The organism is Luteibacter sp. E-22, from assembly GCF_049913125.1.
GTDB lineage: Bacteria > Pseudomonadota > Gammaproteobacteria > Xanthomonadales > Rhodanobacteraceae > Luteibacter.
On the sequence record NZ_CP183975.1, the window covers coordinates 2,730,816 to 2,753,440 of the forward strand.

The 22,625-nt window shown below is 65.0% G+C and carries 19 protein-coding genes, 1 tRNA gene and 1 riboswitch; of the genes, 10 read left to right on the plus strand and 10 right to left on the minus strand.

Annotated elements, in window-relative coordinates:
* Nucleotides 1-127: 127 nt before the first annotated feature.
* From ACN9M2_RS12265 to ACN9M2_RS12280, 4 genes are all read right to left on the minus strand, one after another.
* Complete coding sequence (locus ACN9M2_RS12265; protein WP_426285005.1) at nucleotides 128-1,645, minus strand: SulP family inorganic anion transporter; 1,518 nt, start codon at nucleotides 1,643-1,645, stop codon at nucleotides 128-130.
* 12 nt (nucleotides 1,646-1,657) lie between these two features.
* Nucleotides 1,658-2,347 carry a carbonic anhydrase gene (locus tag ACN9M2_RS12270; protein ID WP_426285006.1) on the minus strand — a complete coding sequence of 230 codons (690 nt, stop codon included), beginning with the start codon at nucleotides 2,345-2,347 and terminating at the stop codon, nucleotides 1,658-1,660.
* A gap of 132 nt (nucleotides 2,348-2,479) precedes the next feature.
* Nucleotides 2,480-2,839, minus strand: a complete 360-nt coding sequence (locus tag ACN9M2_RS12275; protein WP_426285007.1) for a hypothetical protein — start codon at nucleotides 2,837-2,839, stop codon at nucleotides 2,480-2,482.
* 305 nt (nucleotides 2,840-3,144) lie between these two features.
* Complete coding sequence (locus tag ACN9M2_RS12280) at nucleotides 3,145-4,518, minus strand: porin (protein WP_426285008.1); 1,374 nt, start codon at nucleotides 4,516-4,518, stop codon at nucleotides 3,145-3,147.
* Nucleotides 4,519-4,742: 224 nt separating this feature from the next.
* Between ACN9M2_RS12280 and rnt the strand changes: the two genes are divergently transcribed.
* From rnt to phoU, 6 genes are all read left to right on the plus strand, one after another.
* Nucleotides 4,743-5,402 carry a ribonuclease T gene (gene rnt / locus ACN9M2_RS12285; protein WP_426285009.1) on the plus strand — a complete coding sequence of 220 codons (660 nt, stop codon included), beginning with the start codon at nucleotides 4,743-4,745 and terminating at the stop codon, nucleotides 5,400-5,402.
* Between the two features lie 200 nt (nucleotides 5,403-5,602).
* A complete protein-coding gene (gene pstS / locus ACN9M2_RS12290; protein WP_426287915.1) occupies nucleotides 5,603-6,565 on the plus strand; it encodes a phosphate ABC transporter substrate-binding protein PstS in 963 nt (320 codons plus the stop codon).
* 117 nt (nucleotides 6,566-6,682) lie between these two features.
* Nucleotides 6,683-7,714 (plus strand): phosphate ABC transporter permease subunit PstC, encoded by a 1,032-nt coding sequence (pstC, locus tag ACN9M2_RS12295; RefSeq protein WP_426285010.1) that lies wholly within the window; start codon nucleotides 6,683-6,685, stop codon nucleotides 7,712-7,714.
* On the plus strand, nucleotides 7,714-8,583 hold the full coding sequence (gene pstA / locus ACN9M2_RS12300) for a phosphate ABC transporter permease PstA (protein WP_426285011.1): 870 nt from the start codon (nucleotides 7,714-7,716) through the stop codon (nucleotides 8,581-8,583). Before pstC ends, pstA begins: the two co-directional genes overlap by 1 nt.
* A 1-nt stretch (nucleotide 8,584) precedes the next feature.
* Nucleotides 8,585-9,409, plus strand: a complete 825-nt coding sequence (gene pstB / locus ACN9M2_RS12305; protein WP_426287916.1) for a phosphate ABC transporter ATP-binding protein PstB — start codon at nucleotides 8,585-8,587, stop codon at nucleotides 9,407-9,409.
* 25 nt (nucleotides 9,410-9,434) lie between these two features.
* Nucleotides 9,435-10,151 (plus strand): phosphate signaling complex protein PhoU, encoded by a 717-nt coding sequence (gene phoU / locus ACN9M2_RS12310; RefSeq protein WP_426285012.1) that lies wholly within the window; start codon nucleotides 9,435-9,437, stop codon nucleotides 10,149-10,151.
* 185 nt (nucleotides 10,152-10,336) lie between these two features.
* Here the strand turns inward: phoU and sugE are convergent, their stop codons facing one another.
* The 4 genes from sugE to rnr form a co-directional block, all read right to left on the minus strand.
* Nucleotides 10,337-10,657, minus strand: a complete 321-nt coding sequence (gene sugE, locus ACN9M2_RS12315) for a quaternary ammonium compound efflux SMR transporter SugE (RefSeq protein ID WP_426285013.1) — start codon at nucleotides 10,655-10,657, stop codon at nucleotides 10,337-10,339.
* A gap of 310 nt (nucleotides 10,658-10,967) precedes the next feature.
* Nucleotides 10,968-11,240 carry a CBU_0592 family membrane protein gene (locus tag ACN9M2_RS12320; protein ID WP_426285014.1) on the minus strand — a complete coding sequence of 91 codons (273 nt, stop codon included), beginning with the start codon at nucleotides 11,238-11,240 and terminating at the stop codon, nucleotides 10,968-10,970.
* Nucleotides 11,237-11,983, minus strand: a complete 747-nt coding sequence (rlmB, locus tag ACN9M2_RS12325) for a 23S rRNA (guanosine(2251)-2'-O)-methyltransferase RlmB (RefSeq protein WP_426285015.1) — start codon at nucleotides 11,981-11,983, stop codon at nucleotides 11,237-11,239. The genes ACN9M2_RS12320 and rlmB overlap by 4 nt, the downstream gene beginning before the upstream one ends.
* Nucleotides 11,980-14,775 carry a ribonuclease R gene (rnr, locus tag ACN9M2_RS12330; protein ID WP_426285016.1) on the minus strand — a complete coding sequence of 932 codons (2,796 nt, stop codon included), beginning with the start codon at nucleotides 14,773-14,775 and terminating at the stop codon, nucleotides 11,980-11,982. Before rnr ends, rlmB begins: the two co-directional genes overlap by 4 nt.
* A gap of 123 nt (nucleotides 14,776-14,898) precedes the next feature.
* On the opposite strand from rnr, the gene ACN9M2_RS12335 reads away from it, so the two are divergent.
* Nucleotides 14,899-14,983: transfer RNA gene (locus ACN9M2_RS12335), tRNA-Leu, on the plus strand.
* Nucleotides 14,984-15,064: 81 nt separating this feature from the next.
* Here the strand turns inward: ACN9M2_RS12335 and ACN9M2_RS12340 are convergent.
* Nucleotides 15,065-15,382 (minus strand): zinc-binding dehydrogenase, encoded by a 318-nt coding sequence (locus tag ACN9M2_RS12340; protein ID WP_426285017.1) that lies wholly within the window; start codon nucleotides 15,380-15,382, stop codon nucleotides 15,065-15,067.
* Between the two features lie 147 nt (nucleotides 15,383-15,529).
* A complete protein-coding gene (locus ACN9M2_RS12345; RefSeq protein WP_426285018.1) occupies nucleotides 15,530-17,518 on the minus strand; it encodes a ricin-type beta-trefoil lectin domain protein in 1,989 nt (662 codons plus the stop codon).
* A 394-nt stretch (nucleotides 17,519-17,912) separates the two neighbouring features.
* Nucleotides 17,913-18,006, plus strand: a riboswitch (glycine riboswitch).
* Nucleotides 18,007-18,048: 42 nt separating this feature from the next.
* Between ACN9M2_RS12345 and gcvP the strand changes: the two genes are divergently transcribed.
* From gcvP to ACN9M2_RS12360, 3 genes are all read left to right on the plus strand, one after another.
* Nucleotides 18,049-20,919 (plus strand): aminomethyl-transferring glycine dehydrogenase, encoded by a 2,871-nt coding sequence (gene gcvP / locus ACN9M2_RS12350; protein WP_426285019.1) that lies wholly within the window; start codon nucleotides 18,049-18,051, stop codon nucleotides 20,917-20,919.
* A gap of 87 nt (nucleotides 20,920-21,006) precedes the next feature.
* Entirely contained in the window at nucleotides 21,007-21,672 is a 666-nt protein-coding gene (locus ACN9M2_RS12355; RefSeq protein ID WP_426285020.1) for a carbonic anhydrase, read from the plus strand.
* Complete coding sequence (locus ACN9M2_RS12360; RefSeq protein WP_426285021.1) at nucleotides 21,669-22,547, plus strand: bestrophin family protein; 879 nt, start codon at nucleotides 21,669-21,671, stop codon at nucleotides 22,545-22,547. The genes ACN9M2_RS12355 and ACN9M2_RS12360 overlap by 4 nt, the downstream gene beginning before the upstream one ends.
* Nucleotides 22,548-22,625 lie beyond the last annotated feature (78 nt).

Here is a 22,625-nt window from a genome sequence, read left to right on the forward strand (position 1 = left end):
GTCGGCTCCCGCACTAAGGCCAAAATATCGCCGACGGGGTCGGCTCCCACCGGAGCAGGGCCGGTTCCCACCAGGATGACGCTGCCTGGTGGGAGCCGACCCTGTCGGCGATTCGGCGATGCGGAAACTAGGCAGCCTGCCTCGACCCCTCCACCCGCCGCCCAAGCTCCTGCCAGTCGACGATCAACTCACAACCGCGCTTGGAGGCATTGCTACCCCACTCACGCAGCAGTTCCAGCGACGCCTGGTCCACATGATGCAGACGGTCCATCATCACCGACAGCCGCGTGTTCGGCGGAATGCGCTCTAGCGTGCGCGCCATCGACGGCACCTTCAGGAACGTAGCCGAACCCTCCAGGTGCAGCGTGGCCGTGCCCGGCTCGTCGTGATGCGTCACGTCCATCTTCAGCTTGGACGAAAGCAGCGCCAGACGCAGCAGCGACAACCCGAAGCCGACGATGACACCCGTCAGCAGGTCCGTGGCGACGATGGCCAGCGTGGTCGCGACATAGACCGCGGCCGTACCCTTGCCATAGGCGGCGAGGCTCTTGATCTGCTTCGGGTTGACCATCTTCACGCCGGTGAACACGAGGATGCCCGCGAGGCACGAGACCGGTGTCATCCGCATCAGCCAGGGCAACAGCATCACGAAGGCCAGCAGCCAACCACCGTGCATGATCGCCGCCATGCGCGTGGCCGAACCGGCCTGCACATTGGCCGCGCTGCGCACGATCACCCCCGTCATGGGCAACGCGCCGAGGAAACCGCAGATGAGGTTACCCACGCCTTGCGCCGTCAGCTCACGGTCGTAGTTCGTGCGTTCGCCGTCATGCATGCGATCCACGGCGGCGGCCGAGAGCAAGGTCTCGGCACTGGCGATGAAGGCGAAGGTCGCGGCGGCCACCAGCAAGGTCGCGTCGAACACGCCGAACAGGCTGCCCAGACTGGGCAAGGTCACCGCCGAGAACAAGTTCGACGGCACGTCCACGCGCTTCACGTCGAATGCCCCGAACTGCGCCGCGGCGGTCATCGCGACCACCGCGAGCAGGGCACCCGGGACGAAACGCAGCCTCGCCGGACGGAGCTTTTCCCACGCCAGCATGATCGCGATCGTACCAAGGCCGATCATCAGGGCGGCAGGCGCCTGTCCTTCGCCGGCGCCCGTCACCGATTCCCAGACGGCGCCCGGTAGCGCGGTGAAGTTCTCAAGGCCTCGGGCCTTGGGAACCGCGTCGAGCAGCACGTGCGACTGCGAAGCGACGATGAGGATGCCGATGCCCGAAAGCATGCCAGCGACCACCGCGGGCGAGGTCATGCGAAACCATACGCCCACCCGGCAAAGGCCGGCCGCGATCTGGATCAGCCCGGCCAGAAGCACGACGGGACCGAGGGCGGCCACGCCGTGCTCGCGCACCAGTTCGAACACCAGGACCGCGAGGCCCGCCGCCGGGCCGCTCACCTGCAGCGGCGAACCGGCGATGGCCCCCACGACGATACCGCCGACGATGCCGGTGATGAGTCCCGCGCTGGGCGGCATGCCCGATGCGATCGCGATACCCATGCACAGCGGCAATGCGACAAGAAAAACGACCACCGATCCTAGGAGGTCGCGGCCAAAGAGGCCCTGGGAGAAATAAGCACGCATGGCGAACATTCCTTAAGCGGCGGACGCGACCGGCGGCGGCGTGGAGAAACGAGCGTGCGGCGTAGCGTCCGGCACGTTCGTATCCCCGGCGACCAGCGGACGGAAGCGGCCTTCGACCGGGTCGAAAGCGGTGATCTCCGTCTTGGCTATGTCGTAGATCCAGCCGTGGATGCGCAGGCTTCCATTGGCCATGGCGGCGGCCACGGCGGGCAGCGTGCGCAGGTGCTCCAGCTGGCCGACGACGTTTTCCTCGGTGAGGTAGCGCAGGCCTTCCTCGCCATGGATGGTGGGACGGTTTTCGGCCACCACGTAGCGCGCCACGTCGGCATGCTTGAGCCACTGCTCGACCGACGGCTTGCCCTGCAGCAGGGCCGGGTTCTGCAACGCCTTCATCGCACCGCAGTCGGAATGGCCGCAGATGACGATGTGCTGCACCTTGAGCGCCGACACCGCGTATTCGATCGCCGCCATCACGCCACTGACGTGCTGTGCGTAGGGGGGAACGATGTTGCCCACATTGCGATAGACGAAGATGTCGCCGGGCTGCGCCGCGAACATCAGTTCCGGCATCACGCGCGAGTCGGCGCAGGTGATGAACATCGTGTGCGGCGTCTGTCCCGAAGCCAGTCGCGCGAAAAGCTCGCGCTGTTCGGCGGTCATGTGGCGGCGAAAGTGATGAAAACCCTGGATGAGACGTTCCATGGCGGTGTTCCTCTTTGGGGAGAATGGGGGGCGAGCGCGCACGCTCGCTGGCGACCGGCTTGGCCGGCACGCACGGGTCAACGGATTACGGGTGTGTAACGAAGCCTGGCGCGCGGAACGGCGCCGGCACGATCAGCCGATGGGAGGGCGCAGATCGAGGCTGGGATGATGCGGGCGGGGCGCAGGCAGGGTGCCTTGCGGACGGGCCTCGACCAGATGCGGCACGGTCACCGCATGCTGCGGCGGCACATCGAAGGTATCGTCGAGACCCCCGCCGTTATCTTCGATCGAGGGCACGGGGTCCTGGTCGGCCAGGTCCACGACATCGTCGAGGGCGCCACCCGAGGGCGACGCGTATTGCTGCTCCATGACCGAAGAGGCATGCCGTTCGCACGGCATCGCCTGCACGCCGGCACACACGACGAACAGCGCGAGAAGCACGAGAAACGTGCTCGCGATGCGACGCATGGTGGCGGTCGGAAGGAGGTTCATGCACCCGAACCTACCCAGCGAATGTGACGGATGCAAGTGCGGCGTCGCACCAAATTCAGGATGGACTGCGTTTTCGCTTCGAAAACGTGATGTAGCAAGGGTTTTTTAGTGATTGCGCGCCGGTCGAAATGATTCGGCACGCGATATTTGGACGTCCGGATGGCTGTTACATTCCTGAGACGATTCGCAACCGGGAATCGCCGACGGGGTCGGCTCCCACCAGAGCCTTCCTTTTCCCAAGAAAAAACGGCGGGCTTGCGCCCGCCGTTCGTTCGTCCCTGAGCAGAACTCCTTTCCGATGCTCGTCAGAAGCTCAGCATGCCCCAGAAGCCCACTTCGTTCGTCTTGTAGTGGTACGGGGTAGCGAACGGGCCGTCCAGCTGGTTGTGCTTGTAGACGAGGGCCAGCTTCAGGTTCTTCAACACGTCGTACGAGATACCGGCGTTGTAGTACTTGTCCTTCAGCTCGCGCTCCACGTCGGTCAGCGTCGTGTACTTGTAGCTCACGTGGTCGTAGCGGGCGAACACCGCGAACTGGTCGTAGAAGTGCCAGTCGGCCCACACGGAGTAACCGTCGGCCTTGTCCTTGACCGAGAGCGGAGCGGGACCGGTACCCTGGTACTTCAGGATGTCGTCCCAGTTCTCGGAGTGGAAGTACTCCGCACCGGCGCCCCAGGTCTTGTCGCGCCAGGCCACCATGGCATCGCCACGGCTGGCGGTGCGGGTCGGCACGCCGTCCTCGACGTCGTTGCCACGCTTACCGGAGTAACCGCCCAGGGCGATGACCATCTGCTCGATCGGCGAGTAACCGAAGCGTGCTTCGGCGTCGACGCTCTTCGAACGGCTCAGGTTGCGATAGCCGCGGCCGTTGACGACCGACACCTGGTAGTTGATCGAGTTGTCACCGGTGGTCGCGCCCAGGGCGTGGACACCCCAGTCGGACGAGTTGCCGAACGCGCCGACGCCGCCGGCGGTCGCGGTCGAGCCGCTGCGGCCACCCTCGAACGAACGGTCGGTGATGGTGTTCTCGACGTAGCGGTAGCCGTACCACTTCTCGACGAACGGAATCCACGGCATGTCGGCCGCACCGAAGCGGACGGTGAAGAGCGGGTCGAACTTGCCCTGCACGTAGGCCTTCTTCACGAAGAGGCTGGTCTGCGACAGCGTCGACTGGTAGTTGAAGTCGGTGGTCAGGTTGGCCGACCAGACGTCGTCGAACTTGTGGTCGACGGTCAGGTAGAAGCGCTTGACGTCGAAGCCCGTGCCGTTGACGGCACCGTGGCCGTCCTTGTGGTTGCTCGGGTTGGTGCCGATCTTTTCGCTGTGGCTCATGTTCGACACGTCGAAGAACATCGTGCCGCCGACATGGGTATTGTCGACCAGCTTGTTCAGCGCATCGAGCTTCTTGGAGAGGTCTTCGGTCGGCTTGGTGGCAGCGACCTGCACGTCGTTGACGGCCTTGGCCGTTTCGATCTGCGCGTCGGCCTGCGCTTCCTGCTTGCTCTCCAGCTCGGAGACCTTGGCCTGGAGCGCGGCGAGCTGCGCCTGCAGCTGCTGAAGGGTGGCGGCGTCGACCGTGACCCGGGCCGGCTGCTGCGACTTGGGCGTCGCGGCAAGGGCCGAGAAGCTGGTCACGCCCAGACCGGCAGCGATGGCCACCGTGAGCAACTTGGAACGCATGGGATTTCTCCGCTTAAGGATGGATGTGTGTGGAACCCCTGACCCCTCCTGAGACTTTTCTGTCCGAAAATCCTCAAAAGGGCCCAACGGCGCGAAGAATGAGCCGTCGCCTTTACCGTTCCATGCCTTTTTTGTTACAGATCGGAGACACGCGCACATTCCCTTAACGACCGCGGCGGTCGGGGCGCGTGCCGGTGCGGGCCCCGGACTGATATCCTTTAAGGATGGATACGACGAGCAACAGCACCGCTTCGAGCATGGCCGGGCGGTTCAGGGGATTCCTGCCGGTCATCGTCGATGTCGAGACCGGCGGCTTCGATGCCGAACGCGACGCCCTGCTGGAGATCGCCGTGGTGCCCATCGCCATGGAGGCCTCGGGCTTCCTGGTGCCGCAGGCGGCGGTCTCGGCGAATGTCGAACCGTTCCCGGGCGCCAACATCGACCCGCGTTCGCTGGAAATCACCGGGATCGACCCCGACCATCCCTTTCGCGGTGCCCTGCCCGAGCGCCAGGCACTCGACCATGTGTTCAACGCGATTCGCGATGCCGTGAAGGCCGCCGAGTGCCAGCGGGCGGTGCTGGTGGGCCATAACGCGGCCTTCGACCTGGCCTTCCTCAACGCGGCGGTGCGCCGCACGGGCCACAAGCGCAATCCGTTCCACCCCTTCAGCTGCTTCGACACCGCCACCCTCGGCGGCCTCGCCTACGGCCAGACGGTGCTGAGCAAGGCGGTGCTGGCCGCGGGGCTGCCGTTCGATACGCGCGAGGCCCACTCGGCCATCTACGACGCCGAACGCACGGCCGAGCTTTTCTGCGAAATCGTCAACCGCTGGCGTCGCCTGGAGCTCGCGGAGCGCGAGATGGCCGCCCCGCTCACGGTCTGAGACATTTCGTAAGTTCCTGAATATGACACCAAAAAGGCGGGTGTCATACCGCTGCAACATTCAGTACGTCTCATTGCAACACGGCAAGGCTGGAATACAGCCCCGGGCGGGCCTCGCCCGACACTCATTCACCCGAGGAAAGCTCCGTGTTCACACACAAACTCCGTATTGCAGCGCTCGTCGCCGCGTCCCTTTTCGGCATGTCCGCCCAGGCTACCGATATCACGGGCGCCGGCTCGAGCTTCGTCTATCCGGTCCTCTCGAAGTGGTCGGCGACGTACGCTGAGAACACCGGCAACAAGCTGAACTACCAGTCGGTCGGCTCGGGTGCGGGCATCGCCCAGATCAAGGAAGGCACGATCGATTTCGGCGCCTCCGACGCTCCGATGAGCGCGGAAGACCTGGCCAAGTTCGGCCTCGGCCAGTTCCCGGTCGTCGTCGGTGGCATCGTGCCCATCGTCAACCTGCAGGGCGTCGCCCCGGGCCAGATCAAGATCGACGGCAAGCTGCTCGCCGACATCTACCTGGGCAAGGTCGCCCGCTGGAACGATCCGGCCATCGCCGCGCTGAATCCCGGCGTGAAGATTCCCGACGTCAAGATCACCGTGGTGCATCGCTCGGACGGCTCGGGCACCTCGTTCAACTTCACCAACTACCTGTCCAAGGTCAGCCCGGAATGGGCGTCGAAGGTGAAGTTCGGCACGGCGGTCGAATGGCCGGCGGGCGTGGGTGGCAAGGGTAACGAAGGCGTCGCGCAGTACGTGCGCCAGATCCCGGGCTCGATCGGCTACGTGGAATACGCCTACGCCACCAAGAACAAGCTTTCCTACGCGCAGATGCAGAACGCCGCCGGCCAGTGGGTACAGCCGAACGCCGACAGCTTCGCCGCCGCGGCCGCCACGGCCGACTGGAAGAGCGCCAAGGACTTCAACCTGATCATGACCAACGCCCCGGGCGCGCAGGCGTGGCCGATCACGGCGACGACCTGGGTGATCATGTACAAGAAGTCCAAGAACGCCTCGCACTCCAAGGTCGCTTTCGACTTCTTCAAGTGGTCGCTGGAAAAGGGCCAGGCACAGGCCGCCTCGCTCGACTACGTCGCCCTTCCGGCGCCGCTGGTCCAGCAGATCGAAGCCTACTGGGCTTCGGAATTCAAGAACTGACCCGATCTCGACAGTCCGGCTGACACATAGCGGGCCCAGAGTATCGTTCAAGGGGGTCGCCGTCCCGCCCGGGGCGGCGACCCACACGTCTGCATAGGCCCGGGAACCCGAACCATCATGCATGCCACCGTCAGCAACGCCGTCCCGAAAGCCGACCGTGCGATCGAGGCGGGCCGAAACGCAACCGATGCACGCAACGACCGGCTTTTCGGCTGGGTACTCAAGGCCTGTGCGCTGCTCGTCCTGATCACCCTGATCGGCGCCGCGCTGTCCACCCTCTGGCTCGGCCGCGACGCCTTCGCCACCTTCGGCTGGGGGTTCCTCACCAGCGACGCCTGGGACCCGGGCAACAATCAGTTCGGTGCCCTGGTGCCGGTGATGGGCACCATCACCACCGCCGTCATCGCCCTGGTATTCGCCGTGCCGGTGAGTTTCGGCATCGCCCTCTTCCTCACCGAGATCGCGCCCGGCTGGCTGCGCGGTCCGGTCAGTTCGGCCATCGAGTTGCTGGCCGGCATTCCTTCGATCATCTATGGCATGTGGGGCCTCTTCATCTTCGCCCCCTTCGTCGCCGAGCACATCAAGCCCTGGCTGATGAACAACTTCAGCGCCGATCCGCCGGACGGCCAGGTCTCGTGGCTGGTCCAGCACGTGCCGTGGATCGCGAAATTCTTTTCCAGCGAATACCCGTTCTTCGGTGCGGGCGTGCTCACCGCGGGGCTGGTCCTGGCGGTGATGATCATCCCCTTCATCTCCTCGGTGATGCGCGAGGTGTTCCAGACGGTACCGACGCGCCTCAAGGAATCCGCCTATGCGCTGGGTTCGAGCACGTGGGAAGTGGTCTGGGACATCGTGGTGCCTTACACCCGCACCGCCGTGATCGGCGGCATCTTCCTCGGCCTGGGCCGCGCCCTCGGCGAGACCATGGCCGTGGCCTTCGTGCTCGGCAACACGTTCAAGTTCACCCCGTCGATCCTCGAGACCGGCAGCTCCATCGCCTCGACCATCGCCAACCAGTTCGGCGAGGCCGAAGGCCTGCAGAAGTCGGCCCTGATGGCGCTGGCGTTCCTGCTCTTCGTGGTGACCTTCATCGTGCTGCTCATCGCGCGCCTCATGCTCCGCCGGCTCGCCACGAAGGAGGGCAGGTAATGTCCGCCTCGCTCTATACGAAGCGCCGCATCAAGAACGTCGTGGCGATGGCCTTCAGCATCCTCGCCACCGCCGTGGGCCTGCTGTTCCTGGCGTGGATACTCTGGGAAACCCTGAGCCAGGGTATCGCGGGGCTGAAGCCGCAGCTCTTCACGAAGATCACGGCCTACCGCGAGGAAGGCGGCCTGGCCAATGCCATGGTCGGCAGCCTCATCCTCAACGTGCTCGGCATCCTGATCGCCACGCCCATCGGCGTTGCCGCAGGCACCTGGCTGGCGGAATACTCGTTGCGCTCCCGGCTCGGCCCGACCATCCGCTTCCTCAACGACATCCTGCTTTCCGCGCCGTCGATCGTGCTGGGCCTCTTCGTCTATACCGTGATCGTGTTGCCGTCGAAGTGGCTGACCAACGGTGACGTGACTTTCTCGGGTATCGCGGGCGGCATCGCCCTGGCCCTGATCGCGCTGCCCGTCATCGTGCGTACCACCGACGAAATGCTGCGCCTGGTGCCCGGCACGCTGCGCGAGGCCGCGCTCTCGCTCGGCGTACCGCAGTGGAAGCTGACGATGCAGATCCTGATCCGCGCCGCGCGCTCGGGTATCGTCACCGGCGTGCTGCTGGCGTTGGCCCGCATCAGCGGCGAGACCGCGCCGCTGCTGTTCACGGCCTTCGGCAACAATTTCATGACCTTCAACCCGATCGACAAGATGCCGAGCCTGCCCCAGGTCATCTACGAGTACACCAAGGACCCCAGCCCCGACATCAATACCCTGGCCTGGGCCGGTGCCTTCGTGTTGACCATGTTCGTGCTGGCGCTCAGCCTGATCGCCCGTTTCGTCTTCTCGCGCTCCAAGGTGTCCCATGACTAACATGAACGAAGTCGCCTCCCAGCCGGGCTTCGGCACGTCGCCGCACGCCTCCGGCGTCGACCTTGGCCAGGTGCCGGCGAAGATGACCGTGCGCGACGTGAACTTCCACTACGGCGATTTCCACGCGATCAAGAACATCGCCATGGACGTACCGGAGAAGAAGGTCACCGCGATCATCGGGCCGTCCGGTTGCGGAAAGTCCACGTTGTTGCGCATCTTCAACCGCATCTACGCGATCTACCCCAACCTGCGCGCCAGCGGCGAGATCGTCCTGGATGGCGAGAACATCCTCGATCCGAAGTACTCGCTGAACCGCCTGCGCAGCAAGGTCGGCATGGTGTTCCAGAAGCCGGTGCCGTTCCCGATGACCATCTTCGAGAACGTCGCCTATGGCATCCGCCACCATGAAAAGCTCTCGCGCTCGGAGATGGAAAGCCGCGTGGAACAGGCCTTGCGTGGCGCGGCGCTGTGGGACGAGGTGAAGGACAAGCTCAAGCAGAGCGCGCTCGGTCTTTCCGGCGGCCAGCAGCAGCGCCTGTGCATCGCCCGCGGCATCGCGCTGAAGCCCGAAGTGCTGCTGCTCGACGAGCCGACCTCGGCGCTGGACCCGATCGCCACCAGCCGCATCGAGCAGCTGGTGGAAGAGCTCAAGAAGGATTTCACGATCGTCATCGTGACGCACAACATGCAGCAGGCGGCACGCTGCTCGGACATGACGGCCTTCATGTACATGGGCGAGCTGATCGAATTCGACCGGACGGAGAAGATCTTCACCAAGCCGGACAAGAAGCAGACCGAAGACTACATCACCGGCCGTTTCGGCTAAGCGCCCCCTACTCCGAGGTCCCGCGATGAACAATCCGCACGAACACATCATCAAGAGCTACGACAGCGAACTGAAGCGCCTCACCGGCGAGATCGTCAGGATGGGCGAACTGGCGCTTGCGCAGCTCGAGGCGGCCATCGACGTGGTCGAGCGCCGCGACGAGCGCGCCGCCCAGCGCGTGGTCGACAACGACGACGCGCTGGACGCGCTGGAACAGGAAGTGAGCCAGGACGTGGTCCGCCTGCTCGCCCTGCGCGCGCCGATCGCCGGCGACCTGCGCAACGTGTTCGCGGCCCTGCGCATCGCCGCGGACATCGAGCGCATCGGCGACTATGCCGCCAATGTCGCCAAGCGTTCCATCCCGTTGAGCCGCGTGGCGCCGATCACCGCCGCCGGCGGCCTGGCGAACCTCGCCGAACTCGCCGCCGACCAGCTGCGCAACGTGCTCAAGGCTTACGACGAGCAGGATGCCGAGGCGGCCTATGAGGTGTGGAAGTCGGATGCGAACCTCGACGAGGCGTACACGGTGGTGTTCCGCGCCCTCCTCACCTACATGATGGAAGACCCGCGCAACATCACGCCGTGCACGCACCTGCTGTTCATGGCCAAGAACATCGAGCGCATCGGCGATCATGCGACGAACATCGCCGAGAACGTCTGGTTCGTGGTCCATGGCGAACCGTTGGTGGCACCGCGCACGAAGCGCGACACGACGGCCAGCCCGGATTTCGACAAGCCCTGAAGAGCATCGCCGCTGAAGCGGCTCCCACACGAAGACGGCCTGTGTATAGCCTGTCTAGCCCGTGTGGGAGCCGCTTCAGCGGCGATTGGGAAGGCCTCGTCACCCCCATCGCCGACAGGGTCGGCGATTCAATGGTCCGGCAGACTCAGGGACTCCTCGACCCTTGGACTCGCCGATCCAGCGATTCAGGCGGCCGAAGTCAGCTTCAGCCCCAGGATTCCCACCACGATCAACCCGACGCAAAGCAACCGCAACGGCTGCGCCGATTCACCGAACAGCATGATACCCATGGTCACCGCACCTACCGCGCCGATGCCGGTCCACACCGCGTAAGCGGTGCCGAGCGGCAATTTCTTGGTGGCGATGGCGAGCAACACGATGCTTATCACCATGGCGGTGCCGGTCAGCAGACTCGGCACGAGGCGCGTGAAGCCCTCGGTATATTTCAGGCCGACGGCCCAGGCGATCTCGAAGAGACCGGCGAGTACAAGGATGGACCAATACATGGAAGCGACTCCGCACAGGCGGGGTCGTCCCCGCGGAGATGATGCGCATCGCGGGGCCGTCCCCGCATGCGGACAGGCCTTGCGCCGATCCGCCAAGCATTCTACACATCCTGTGTAACCCCTCGCTGACCCGGGCTGGCACCTCGCCGGCGATCACCTGGTGGGAGCCGACCTTGTCGGCGATCCCGCGGCAGCGGGCCAGTTCGAGGCAAGCATCCATCGCCGACAGAGTCGGCTCCCACATGGGCCTGAGGCAGGCACCCATCGCCGACAAAGTCGGCTCCCACCCAGATCTCTCCCACCAAGCTCGCTAAAGTATGGGCGTCGCGGCCGCTTTCTTCGCCTTCACTCCGCGCACGATGCCGTACACGCTGATCAGGAACCACGCCATTTCCTGCAAGAATGCGGAGAGGTTGAAAGTACCGAAGATCAACGAGAGAAGAATGCCGAAGGCCCCTACCAGGTTCATCACCTGGTACGGATAACCCTGGCCCGACAGCTTGTGCGCCTGGAGCAGAAAGAACGCCACCAACACCAGGGTGACACCGATCAAGCCAGCCCAGTCATGCCAGAACAGGTTCATCGCTTCCCTCCTCGCTGACGCAACGCTTCGAACAAGACGATACCCGTGGCCACCGAGACGTTGAGGCTTTCCATGCCACCGGGCATCGGGATCTTCGCGACGAAGTCGCAGGTATCACGGGTGAGACGGCGCATGCCATCGCCCTCGCTGCCCATCACCAAGGCCACCGGTCCCTTGAGATCGATGTCGTAGATGGACTGATCGGTGTCGCCGTCCAGCCCCGTGATCCACACGCCGGCATCCTTGAGCAGACGCATGGCGCGGGCGAGGTTGGTCGCGGCGATCACCGGCACGAGGTCGGCACCGCCAGCCGACGCACGGCGTACCGTCGGCGTGATGCCGACGGCGCGGTCCTTCGGCACGACCACGGCGGTCACGTTCGCCGCCGCGGCGCTGCGCAGGCAAGCGCCGAGGTTATGCGGATCGGTGACCCCATCGAGCACCAGTACCAAGGCATCGGACCCTGCCGCGTCGAGCAAGGCGGGCAGATCGTTCTCCCCTCGCAGCGGCGGCGTCTCGTAACGGGCGATCACGCCCTGGTGGCGTGCTTCGCCACCGAGCTTTTCGAGCTGCTCCTTGCCCACCGGTTTAACCGGCAAGCCGAGCTTGCGCGCCTGCGCGGCAATCTCGTTCACGCGCGCGTTCTTGGAATTCTGCTCGATCAATACTTCACGGACACGATCCGGATCGTTGGCTAGAGCGCCTTCGACCGGATTGATGCCAACGATCCACGACTCGCTCATGCTTGCGGCTTGCTCCTGGGTCTACGTCGTGCGCTCTTGGCCGCGGTCTTCGCGGGTGCGCTCTTCACCGGCGCCGGCTTGGCCGCCGTCTTGGTTCCGGTTTGTTTCGCGGGCTGGGCGTTCTTCGTTCCGCGGCTCTTGGCCAGGTCGTTGCGCGGCGCATCGACCTTCCTGGACGCCGGCCTCTCGCTCTCCGCGCCCTGCCGTCCCCTCGAACGATTCCCACCGCTGGAACGAGCCCCATCCTTCGACGACACAACGTCCTTCGAGTGGGAGGCATCCCTGGGGTGGGAAGCGCGCTTGCGCGCGACAGCACCGGTCTCCGCAGCCGCCTGACGAGCAGGCCGCGCATGATGCTCCGCCACCGGCTCGGCGGCAACCGGGGCCTTGGTCTTCTTGCCGAAGATCCGGCCCACCGCCTTCTTCGCGGCGCGGCCAAAGGCCTTGCCGGCTTCCGCCATGCCTGAGCGCGGCGCCGGCGCGGGTGCGGCGGCAACCGGCGGAGGCGGCTTCGGCAGTGCGGCCAGACGCGCCACGAGACGGAAATCGATCTTTCGATCTTCCAGGCTCGCGCGCAGCACCTGCACGCTCACGTAATCGCCGAGGCGATAGCTGGCTCCCGTGCGCTCGCCGGACAGCAAGTGACGGACCGGATCGAACTTGTAGTAGTCGTTCGGCAACTGCGAGACATGGACGAGACCGGATACACGCGACGCCGACAGTTCGACGAACAAGCCGAACGACGTGACACCCGTGATCGTGCCGGCGAATTCCTCGCCGACGTGCTTCTCCATCCAGGCGCACTTGAAGCGCTCGTCGACATCGCGCTCGGCTTCTTCCGCACGGCGCTCGCGCTGCGAGCAATGCACGGCCATCGAGGCCATCTGGCTCTCGCTATACGTGTAGTCGGCCGGCTTGCCCTTGGTCAGCGCGTAACGGATGGCGCGATGCACGAGCAGGTCGGGATAACGGCGGATCGGCGAGGTGAAGTGCGCGTACGCATCCAACGCCAGGCCGAAGTGGCCCTGGTTCTCCGGGTGGTACACGGCCATGCTCTGCGCGCGCAGGAGCACCGACTGGATCAGTTCCGCTTCGGGACGATCGTGCACTTTCTTGAGCAAGGCGGAGAAGTCGGCGGGCGTGACCTCGTCGGCCGGCGGCATCTTCAGCTTGAACTCGCGCAGGAACTGCAGGAGGTCGTCGTATTTTTCCGCCGGCGGCGACGCATGCACGCGGTAGAGCGCCGGGATCTTCCGCTTCGAAAGATACCTCGCCGCCTGCACGTTCGCGGCGATCATGCACTCCTCGATCAGCTTGTGCGCATCGTTGCGGTCGCTGGCGCCCATGGAGACGACGTCGCCCGACGGGGCCAGGCGGAACTTCACTTCGGGCGTCTCGAAATCGATGGCGCCGCGACGCTTGCGCGCCTTCGCCATCACCTTGTAGAGACGGTGCAGGGTTTCGACCTGCGGAAGCACGTCCGCGATTTCCTCGCGCACGTCGGCATTGCGCTCGCCCACGGCCTGCCACACCTTGTTATAGGTGAGCCGCGCGTGCGAATACATCACCGCGTCGTAGAACTTCGACCGGACCACCTCGCCTTCCTCGTCGATCTCCATGTCGCAGACCATGCACAGGCGGTCGACCTTCGGATTGAGGGAGCAGATGCCGTTGGACAGCGTCTCCGGCAACATCGGCACGACGAAACCGGGGAAATAGGTGGAGGTGCTGCGGTCGTACGCTTCGACGTCGAGCGGCGTGCCCAGGGGCACGTAGTGCGACACGTCGGCGATGGCGACGATCAGGCGGAAACCGCCGTCCTTCAGCGCTTCGGCGTAGACGGCGTCGTCGAAGTCGCGGGCATCCTCGCCGTCGATCGTGACCAGAGGCAACTTGCGGATGTCGGTGCGGCCCTTGCGTTCCTCGGCGGTGACCTTGGGCTCCACTTCCTCGGCCTGGCGGACGACCTGGGCAGGCCATTCGTGCGGCAGGTCGTGGCTGGCGATCGCCATTTCCACCACCAGCGACGGTTCCAGCCGCTCGCCCAGCACGGCACGGATCGTGCCCATGGGGCCGCGGTGCGGTGTCGGTGGGTCGGTGATCTCGACGACCACGATTTCACCGGAACGGGCACCGGCCTCGCGGCCGGCGGGGATCATGATGTTCTGGTGCAGGCGCCGGTCGTCCGGTTCCACCAGGGTCACTCCGTTCTCGACGACCACGCGGCCGACGAGGCGCGGTGAACGCCGCTCCAGCACTTCCACGATGGCGCCCTGGCGGCGTCCACGGCGGTCGATGCCGACCACGCTGGCGAGCACGCGGTCGCCGTGCAGCACGCTGCGCATCTGCGACGGCGAGAGATAGAGGTCTTCCCCACCCTCGTCCGGGCGCAGGAAGCCGTAGCCCTCGGCGTTGGCGATGACCCGGCCGGGAATCAGGCTGAGCTTCTCCGCCGGGGCGTAGCTTCCGCGGCGATTCCGCAACAGCTGGCCGTCACGGACCATGGCGCCCAGACGGCGGTCCAGCGCATTGATCTCGTAGTCGGTGAACAGGCGGAGGGAGCGGGCGATATCTTCGGCCATCAGCAGTTCGCCGCGCTCCTCCAGCAGGGCCAGGATGGCCTCGCGGCTGGGGATCGGCTGGTCGTAGCGCTGGGCCTCTCGGTCGGCATGGGGATCGACCACGGTCGGCGGCACCCGGTCGCCGAACTTGGCCAGCGCCTTGCCGGGGCGGCTGGCCTTGGGTTTACGGGGGCCGCGGTCGGCTCCCGAACCTTTCTGTTTCTTCGTCACGTAAGGACCTTTGAAGGGGGAAGTGAAATAGTTTCACATCCGGGGGGCGAAATCGTTGACAAGTTTCCTCGACCTACCTAATCTACGCGGCTCACGGGACAGCGAAGCTGTTTCGAGACACCTGCCCAGGTGGCGGAATTGGTAGACGCACTAGTTTCAGGTACTAGCGGGTAAAACCGTGGAGGTTCGAGTCCTCTCTTGGGCACCAATTATAGACGAAGCCCCGCAGCGATGCGGGGCTTCGTTGTTTCCGGGGTTCAGAAACGACGCGCGATGTTTTCGGCGCCTCTCAAGAACCGACAGCCCCTCTCACTAAAAGCACGGTCTTGCCACGCCGGGCACGGCTTTCCGCTTCCGCGAACGCCTTGCGCGCATCGGACAACGGATAAGTGCGATCGATCTGCACGGCGATGCGGCCATCGGCCACTCTCGCGACGATCTCGGTCGATAGTGTTCCGTTCGTCGCCCACGTCGGCTCCGCGAACGTCAAGCCCACCGCCTCCACGTCGACGACGATGCGGTCGTCCCGCGGCACCGGTGCATCCGTATCGCCCACGCTGATCGAAAGGTCGCCGCCCCGGGGGTTCGTGATCCAGGCCGCTTTCATGACTTGCTCCGATGGCCGTACTGAAACCTGACCCCTTTCAGCCTAGTGCGGCCTCATACCACATCGATTGGCGAAACCTGTGGCGGACAAGGTCCGTTCGCGCAAGCGGCGGCGGAATTTCCCGCCGCCACCAAACCGCCTTCGCCGCTACAACCCCATCCGAAGAATCTCGACGCGCCAGCGCTGGTCGTCACCGACCCGTTGGAACGAAGCCCATTCGGGCCCGATCTCCAGTGGTCGGTTACCGAGCGGTGCGGGCTGGACATCGATGCCGGGACGAGGTGAATTGGGATAGTTCGTCCATGGCTCGAGCGGGGAACCGTAAGGATTCACGGGATAATCCTGGAAGCGTCCCGCCGGTGCGTGATAGTGCACCGCGCCTCCTTCGACATAGAGGCGATAGTTGCCGTGGTCCATCAGCGAGTGGAGTCGATCCGCCCGCCACTGCCACTGCTTCTCGTAGGCGATGTTCTCGCAGGTATCCGTGATCACGCTCCGGGTGGCGGGCTGCACGGAAAGACAACGGAGCGAGCCGCGATTGACGTAGCGGCTGGACGCATCCAGCCCCCACATCTGTCGCCGGTCGGTCGCGTTGCAGGGAGCCAGGCCCACGCTACCCTGGTTGTCTCGCAGGCAAGCGCCCGAACCGGTGGCACTACGGATCAGCACCGTGATCTCCGCGGAGAGGTACGGGTCGGACATGTCCAGTACGAAGTCGGCGAACACGGACCGTGTATCCACTCCCTTGCCGTGGCGCACATTGGTGCGCTCCCACCACCACTCTTTTCTGTCGAGGTCGTAGCCTCCCGAAACGGTTACCTTGGCCATGCCCTCGTAGTCACCCGGGAGCTTCCACTGCGATAGTGTGTTGAACGCCGCGGCACGCATCATCGGTGTCATCTTTTCCTCCGTCAGCTGGGGCAGGTCGGCACCCCAGCGCTTGATGAGGACATTCACCAGCTTTGGCGCGATCAAGGCCTCCCATGACACCGAACCGGGTCCAACGGGAGCGGCCAGCATCGAATAATCGTTGAACGTCATGCTGAGGCTCGTTTGCCACTTGTGCTCGTAACCGAAAGAAAGGTTGAACGGGACCTTCGAAGCGAGCACGTCGTCGGGCTTGCCTGTCGAACTCAGTTCTGTCCCGGTGGAACCGCCGACGGTGAAACCGCGACTCTCGGTATCGACCTGGGTGTATTCGGTGCGGCCGTCCGTCACAGGAAAGTGATCCAAATAGGTCGGCGTGACACCATCCATCGCCAGGTTGTGCTGAAGGCGGTATTTCAATGGCAGGTAGGCGCCCCACAGGTTCTTCCTATCCCGGCCCCCGTCGACAATGCCCGCGCGTTTCGGCTTCACCGAAACCTTCGATGTCAAAGTGACGAGCTTGAGATCGGTCGAGCGGGTACGGCTACGCACGACGTCGATGCCGGTAACGCCCAATATTTCACCGGAAGGATCGACGAAGTTGACGTCGAAATGCCGGGCGGGCAACACCGCCGCACCCTCGGCCACGTCCGCCTCCACCCCTGCCGCCAGGCGGTACTGCCCACCCTCGGCCGGATCAGGCTGCCGCGGCATACCGGCCATCATGGCCGAAAGAAGGTTCGCCACGTCCGCCTCTTGCCCTGCCGGTGCGGTGAATACCTCCACTCCTCCATCCGCGTTCCGATGGAACAAGGCGTCGCCGGCCGTGGGCGCGATGCCGAACAGCGACGTGACCAGGGAAGGAGCCGCCGGCGCTTGCCCGTCGCTCTGCAACAGGACAGGAACGCCAGCGTCGAACAATCGCTTCAACGACACGGCCTGGTCTTCGGCAAGTGGAAGAACGTCCGTGTCCAGGACCGCCAGGACGTCGCCGGGCGTCAGGGACGACAATCGGTCGATATCGTCCGATAGAAGGCTGGCGGCGGACATCGTCGCGGCGCCCCGGTTGTCCGGCCGCGAAGGGCCGATCGGCGAACCGAAAACCACCAGCGTCGCCGATGGCGGCAGGGCGGGATTTCCGTTCGTGCCCTTGGTGGAGGCGGCAAGCCGGGTCGAGACCGCCGTCAGGTCGGACGCGGCCGAGTGAAAGGCCAGACCGAAACCGATAGCCAGCGTGAGGGAACGGATAGCAAGAGTGGGGATTCTCATGGGGGACCTCCTTGTGCGTAGTCCGGTTTCGACGTTAGTCCCGTCTGGCGGCTACCCAGTGAGAGCATTCTCACTCCAGGCCACCTACCCACCGGGAAGAAACGCACATTTACCCACCGTTCGCATCACGATGAGCGAAGATGTCGACACGGCTACACCGTTACGGCAGGAACTTCCGTGCGAATCGCCGCCGATACCCACAGGGACGCCGGGCATCGCCTACACGGGCCCTGGACGTCTGCCCGTTTCCTCCCAGCCTCATCTACCGACGGCCCTCTTCCCTGCCCTCCACCCCTGTATAATCGGCCAGGTAATGCACGGTGGGAGAAGCGGAGAAGGACCCGCTGCCGAAGGCGCAACGCCCGTAATCGCTCAGGCCCCAAAACCACCGCGCGGTCATCACTCTGGAGAGACCGGTTCGATCCGGCGCCGAAGGTGCAAGAGGCTCCCGCCTCCAAACTCTCAGGCAAAAGGACAGAGGGGCGCCCCACGTGCCGGCACGGCGCGTTATTTCGGATGCCTCCAAGCCCATGAGCCATAAAACCTCTCCTTCGCTGCGCGACCTCGAGAACCACGGCGCCTTCATCGAGCGCCACATCGGCCCCAACGACACCGAGATCGCCGAGATGCTGCGCGTGGTCGGCCACGACACGCTCGACACGCTCACCGACGCCATCGTTCCCGGCTCGATCAAGTCGCCCGCTCCGCTCGCCCTGCCCGCCGCGGTCACCGAGGAAGAGGCGCTGGCGAAAATCCGCGCGATCGCCGATCGCAACACCGTCTTCCGCAGCTTCATCGGCCAGGGTTACTACGGCACGCTCACGCCGAACGTGATCCTGCGCAACGTGCTCGAGAACCCCGCGTGGTATACGGCGTACACGCCGTACCAGGCGGAAATCTCGCAGGGCCGCATGGAAGCCCTGATCAACTTCCAGACGATGGTCGCCGACCTCACCGGCATGGACATCTCCAACGCGTCGCTGCTCGATGAAGGCACCGCCGCGGCCGAGGCCATGGCGCTGGCCAAGCGCTCCGCCAAGTCGAAGTCGAACGTTTTCTTCGTGTCCCGGGACGTGCATCCGCAGACACTCGAAGTGCTGCGCACCCGTGCCGATGGCATCGGCATCGAACTGCACGTGGGCGACGACAGCGAAGGCGCCACGGTGGACAGCTTCGGCGTGCTGCTGCAATACCCGAACACCTTCGGCCGCATCAACGACTACAAGGCACTGGCCGATGCCACGCACGCGCGTGGCGGCGTCGTCTGTGTCGCCACCGACCTGCTCGCGCTCACCCTGATCGCCGCGCCGGGCAGCTGGGGCGCGGACATCGTGGTGGGTAACACGCAGCGCTTCGGCGTACCCTATGGCTTCGGTGGCCCGCACGCGGCCTACCTCGCCTGCCGCGACGCCTATAAGCGTTCGATGCCGGGTCGCCTGATCGGCGTCTCCGTGGATACCGAGGGCAAGCCGGCGTACCGTCTCACCTTGCAGACGCGCGAGCAGCACATCCGCCGCGAGAAGGCCACGTCCAATATCTGCACCGCACAGGTGCTGCTCGCCGTGATGGCCAGCATGTATGCCGTGTACCACGGCCCGGAAGGACTGGTTCGCATCGCGCGCCGTACGCATCGCCTCGCGACGATCCTCGCCGTGGCGCTGCGCCGGGCAGGCATGACCGTCGGCGACGACTTCTTCGACACGCTGCACATCACCGGCGTCGAGGCCAAGGCGATCCACGCCAAGGCCGCGGCCGCGGGCATCAACCTGCGCGCCATCGACGCATCGAGCGTCGGCATCAGCCTCGACGAGACCACCACGCGTGCGGATATCGTCGCGCTCGCCGGTATCTTCGGCGCCAATGTCGGTGACATCGACGCGCTCGATGCCGAGGTCCACGACGCCCTGCCGAAGGCCCTGCTGCGCCACGTCGACTTCCTCCGGCATCCGGTCTTCAACACGCACCACAGCGAGCACGAACTGCTGCGTTACCTGCGTGGCCTGGCCGACAAGGATCTCGCGCTCGACCGCACGATGATCCCACTGGGCTCGTGCACCATGAAGCTCAACGCCACCGCCGAGATGATCCCGGTGACGTGGCCCGAGTTCGCGAACATCCATCCGCTGGCCCCGGCCGACCAGGCGCAGGGCTACAAGCAGCTGATCGACGAGCTGGAAGCGATGCTGGTGGAATGCACCGGCTACGATGCCGTCAGCCTGCAGCCGAACTCCGGCGCGCAGGGCGAATATGCCGGCCTGCTCGCCATTCGTGCTTACCACCGCTCGCGCGGCGAAGGCCATCGCGACATCTGCCTCATCCCGGAATCGGCGCACGGTACCAATCCCGCGTCGGCACAGATGTGCGGCATGACCGTCGTGGTCACCCGTTGCGACGCGAACGGCAACGTGGACGTCGACGACATCCGCGAGAAGGCCGAGAAGTACGCCGACCGCCTCGCCGCGATCATGATCACCTACCCCTCCACGCATGGCGTGTTCGAGGAAGACGTGGTCGCCATCTGCGAAGCCGTGCACAAGCACGGTGGCCAGGTCTACACCGACGGCGCCAACATGAACGCCCTGGTCGGCGTGGCCAAGCCGGGTAAGTGGGGTTCGGACGTCTCGCATCTCAACCTGCACAAGACCTTCTGCATTCCGCACGGCGGTGGCGGCCCGGGTGTCGGCCCGTGCGCGGTCAAGTCGCACCTCGCACCCTTCCTGCCGCGCGCGTTCGGCGGCGAGGGCGATGTGGGCATGGTCAGCGCGGCCACGTTCGGCTCCGCATCGATCCTTCCGATCTCCTGGATGTACATCACCCTGATGGGCACGGAAGGCCTGCGCAAGGCGACCCAGGTCGCCCTGCTCAACGCCAACTACATCGCCAAGCGCCTCGCGCCGCACTTCAAGACGCTGTACACGGGCCGCAACGGCCTGGTGGCGCACGAGTGCATCCTCGACCTGCGCCCGCTCAAGGACGCCACCGGCGTCGGTGCGGAAGACGTCGCCAAACGCCTGATCGACTTCGGTTTCCATGCCCCGACCCTGAGCTTCCCGGTGGCCGGCACCTTGATGGTGGAGCCGACCGAAAGCGAATCCCAGCACGAGCTGGACCGCTTCATCGACGCCATGATCCAGATCCGCGACGAGATCCGCGCGGTGGAGGACGGCCGCCTGGACCGCGAGGACAATCCCCTGCGCAACGCCCCGCACACGGCCACCATGGTCACGGGCAGCGAGTGGACCCACGCCTATCCGCGCGAACTTGCGGCCTTCCCGCTGCCGTCGCTGAAGCTGTCGAAGTACTGGCCGCCGGTGTCGCGCGTGGACAACGTCTATGGTGATAAGAACGTGATGTGCGCCTGCATCCCGATCGATGCGTACAAGGAAGACGTGGAGGCGTAAAACCGCCTCCTTGGGGAGCCGGCTTTGCCCTAAACTGCGCTCCTGGCGCCGCCCGATTCGGGCGGCGCGATCTTCCAAGGTGACTACATGACCCAGGAAACGCCGCGCGACGATAGCCTGCTAGGCCTGCTGAGAGGGGTCGAGGACTTCAGCCACAAGGTCTTCCCCGAACGACAGCACCTGTTCGACGAGCTGGCCGAAGGCCAGAGTCCGCACACCCTGTTCATCACCTGCGCCGATTCCCGCGTGGTGCCGGAGATGATCACCCAGACCCAACCCGGCGAACTCTTCGTCTGCCGCAACATCGGCAACATCGTGCCGGGCTATGGCGAGATGCTCGGTGGCGTGTCCGCCGTGGTCGAGTACGCGGTGATGGTGCTCGGCGTGCGCCACATCGTGATCTGCGGCCACACCGATTGCGGCGCCATGAAAGGCTTGCTCAATCCCGATTCCACCAAGGACCTGCCCACGGTCGAGGCATGGCTGCGCAACGCGCAGGCGGCCAAGAGCGCCGTGTTCGCGCGCAAGCTGGAAGGCGCCGAGGCCATGCAGGCGGTGATCGAGGAAAACGTGCGCCTGCAGCTCACCCACGTACGCACGCATCCCGCGGTGGCCGCGGCCCTGGCCAACGATGCGATCACCCTGCAAGGCTGGGTCTACGACATCGGCGACGGCACGGTGTCCATCCTCGACGAGGCGGCCAACCGCTTCCTCCCCCTTGCCGAGGCGATCAAACGAGAGCACGGCGCGTGATCCTTCCGGGGCGGGCCCATCTCGGGCACATCCTGCGTTATGTCGGACGGCCGCTCATCTGGCTGCTGGCCTGGGATATCGCGGTCACCGCCCTGTGGTATTTCATGCACCCTCGCTGGACGGCCGAATTCCCCGCCCTGCCCCTCACCCTCCTCGGCTCCGCCGTGGCGGTCTACCTCAGCTTCCGCAACACCACCGCCTACGCGCGCTGGTGGGAGGCGCGCACGCTCTGGGGTGCGATGGTCAATGCCTCGCGGACGCTGAGCCGCGAGGCCGTCACGTTGCTTGCCGACCGGACGGCCGCCGCGACCGTGGCGCACCGGCAGATCGCCTATGTCCACGCGCTGCGCCTGCACCTGCGCCGGCAAGCTCCATGGGATGAATTGGGCGCACGTCTTCCTGCCGAGGAAATCACCGTGTTGCGCGGCGTCGCGAACGTACCGAACGCCATTCACGCACGCACCGCGGCGTTGATCGGCGAAGCGCGCCCCGAGCCCATCCTGCTCGCGACCATCGCACGCACCTTGTCCGATATTTCCAATGCGCAAGGCGGCATGGAACGGATCAAGAACACGCCGCTGCCGCAGCAGTACGCCACGTATCCGGCCATCTTCACGCATGGCTTCTGCCTGCTCCTTCCGCTGGGACTGGTCGAAACGCTGGGCTTGTATACGCCGCTCGGTTCGACCGTGGCCGGCTTCCTGTTCCTGGCCTTGCTGCAGATCGGCAACGACATGCAGAACCCCTTCGAGAACCTCGAAGACGACGTGCCGCTGACGACCCTCACCCGCGGCATCGAGATCGACCTGCGCGATTCCCTTGGCGAAGCACATGGCCTGGAACCGTTGAAGCCGGTCGACGGCATCCTTTGGTAAATAGCCCCGAAGCATGACCGTTGGCACGGGACAACCGGTCGCCGAAACATTTCAATCGAGATAAATCCCGGCTTCACG